Source organism: Anaerococcus sp. Marseille-P3915 (assembly GCF_900258475.1).
Taxonomy (GTDB): domain Bacteria; phylum Bacillota; class Clostridia; order Tissierellales; family Peptoniphilaceae; genus Anaerococcus; species Anaerococcus kampingae.
Map to the genome: position 1 here is coordinate 1 of NZ_LT984890.1, position 2,294 is coordinate 2,294.

Sequence of the window (2,294 nt, forward strand, 5' to 3'; positions counted from 1 at the left end):
TCTAAGTTGATTGATTCTTTTGCTGCCTTTATTGTGTATGTTATTATGGTTTGTGCTGCTTGACCTGCTTCTTTGCTTATTTCTTCGTTTATCATGTTTTATCTCCTTTGTTTGAATTAAAAAAAGGGAAGTATAGGCTTTAATTTTTCTATACTTCCCTTTGATTGTTTTTATTTTATTGTTCTTGGTGGTGGAATGCTTATTTTAGATGTTTTTATATATTTCTTAGGTCTTTGTACCTTTTATACTTTAAAATAGCTTACAATACCTTTCCACCTTTAATAGTTTATGTGTGTTCTTTTGTCTGATAGATAGTTTTTCATGTTGGAATATATAATCTGTATTTCTTCATTGTTCATCGCTTTTATTTCTTCTGTGCTTTTATATGTTTTGTATGTTCCATCTTGATCTGCTTTTATGAGTTCATCTATTAGCTCTTGCCTTTTATTCATCTCTATTACCTCCTATATCTGCCTTTATTTTCTTGGTCATATTATAGCTTGGATAAGATATTTTTACCAGGTCTTATCTTTCTTGATTTTTGTAATAGTATTTGGTTGATTGTCTTTTTTTATTAAAGCTATCACTATCTTGCTTATATTCTTTTATCTTTTCTATGATACTTTCTTTTTCTCCTCTCTTAATCGCCTTGTCAATTTCTATTGATAGGTCAATATCATATTCTTTATTCACTACTTCTACTGCATATTTAATATGATTTATTTCCTTGTATCTTTCCATTATCTTTTCTGACTCTGTATTTAGTTTACTGATTTCATCTTCTAAGCTTTTAATTTCTCCTAACCATTCTTTTTCTCTTAAACTTTTCTTTCCGGTGATTTTTTCAATTAAGGTTCTTGCCCTTATATGTTGGTCTATTTCCTTTTTGTTATTCTTGTAGAAGCTTTCTTTGAATATTTTCTTGCTTTCATAGTCTTGGTAGGTTGCTTTTGTTTTTCTTACAGTCTTTGCATAGGCTAAACACTTATTAAGGTCTTCTATCTTTTGACTATTTTCTTTTATGTTCTTATATATTTCAGAGTTTTTACTTCTTAGGGTGTTTATATGTCCTTGTAGGTCTGATATGGTTTTTATTTTATTTTCTCTTAGATAATTTATTCCACTTGCATATCTTTTTAGATCATAGATTGCTTTGTTTCTTTTGCCATAAAATGATAATTCAGCTCTATTATTTTCTTGCATTTCTTGATAGAAGCTTAAATATTCGTAGAGGTTAAAGAGTCCTGATTCATTTTCAATTTGCTTTTTACTTTGGTCTTTATATTCCTTGTATGATTCTTTTAGCTTATCTTTGAAGCCTGCTAACCATGATGTTATTTTCTTTATTTCACCTCCTATGTTTTTTAATAGTTCATTCTGTTTTTTTATTTCACGATTTATATCTCCTTTTTCAGTTCTTATTCCTTTTCTTTCCATTGCACTAGCACTTGCTCCTAGATGTATTGTTGGTATTTGTTTTATGCCTTGTCTTTTAAAACTTCTATGGTCTACTCTTTTTTCTACTCCTGCTCTTTCTAAATATTTGTTACAAAGATTAGAAAAGTTTTCTCTCCATTTTTCTACATTGCCTTTGTCGTTCCAGGTTGTTAGTTCTACTTTTCTTGTCTTAGGTTTTCCATTTTTGTTTAATACTTTTTCCCCTTTTTCATCTAGGATATATTCTTTTTTACTTTTCTGTCCCCATGTTCCATCTTCATTTATTGGTCTTACTATGGTCATTATATGAGCATGAATATTTTGATTTCCCTCTCTACTTTCATCATGAATTGCTAGGTCTACTAACATTCCCTCTTTTACAAAATTGTTTTGAACATATTCTTCTATCATCTTTTTATTTTCTTCTATGCTTAATTCTTTTGGTAAAGATATGATAAAGTTTCTTGCAAGTTGGGCATTAGAATTTTTCTCAAATAGTTCTACCGAGTTCCACAAGGTTTTTCGGTCTTTATATTCTTTTGGTGCGTGATCTGGTAAAAATATTTCTTTGCTTATTACTCCTTGTTTTTTGGTGTAGTCATGGGTTACTCCGTCCCATTCATTTTTTATTTTTTCTCCACTTATATATGCTGCACTTGCTACTGCACTTTTGCCTTTTCCTCTTGATATTATGTTTACTGAAAAATGAAAACTGTCTGCCATTTTTATCACTTCCTTATATAATGTATTTAGGTTGTTAAAGGTAACCTATAAGCCTTTTTCGACTAAGTATTATTCAGATTTACTGTATAATATTGTTATTAGATAGAGTGTACTCGTCACTTCCTTGAGATTTA

2 protein-coding genes and 1 pseudogene are annotated in these 2,294 nt (G+C 29.4%); all 3 read right to left on the reverse strand.

Going from position 1 to position 2,294, the window contains the following annotated elements; all coding sequences use genetic code 11:
• A pseudogene (locus tag C8269_RS11175) lies at positions 1–95 on the reverse strand (PcfB family protein); the annotation flags it as partial.
• A 183-nt stretch (positions 96–278) separates the two neighbouring features.
• Complete coding sequence (locus C8269_RS10930; RefSeq protein ID WP_019035175.1) at positions 279–452, reverse strand: hypothetical protein; 174 nt, start codon at positions 450–452, stop codon at positions 279–281.
• Positions 453–525: 73 nt separating this feature from the next.
• Complete coding sequence (mobQ, locus tag C8269_RS10690) at positions 526–2,160, reverse strand: MobQ family relaxase (RefSeq protein WP_106461830.1); 1,635 nt, start codon at positions 2,158–2,160, stop codon at positions 526–528.
• Between the last annotated feature and the right edge of the window lie 134 nt (positions 2,161–2,294).

What these genes read in the sequence shown, in the direction of transcription:
- mobQ (WP_106461830.1), bottom strand. Translation starts at nt 2,160, where the DNA reads ATGGCAGACAGTTTTCATTTTTCAGTAAACATAATATCAAGAGGAAAA.
- C8269_RS10930 (WP_019035175.1), bottom strand. Translation starts at nt 452, where the DNA reads ATGAATAAAAGGCAAGAGCTAATAGATGAACTCATAAAAGCAGATCAA.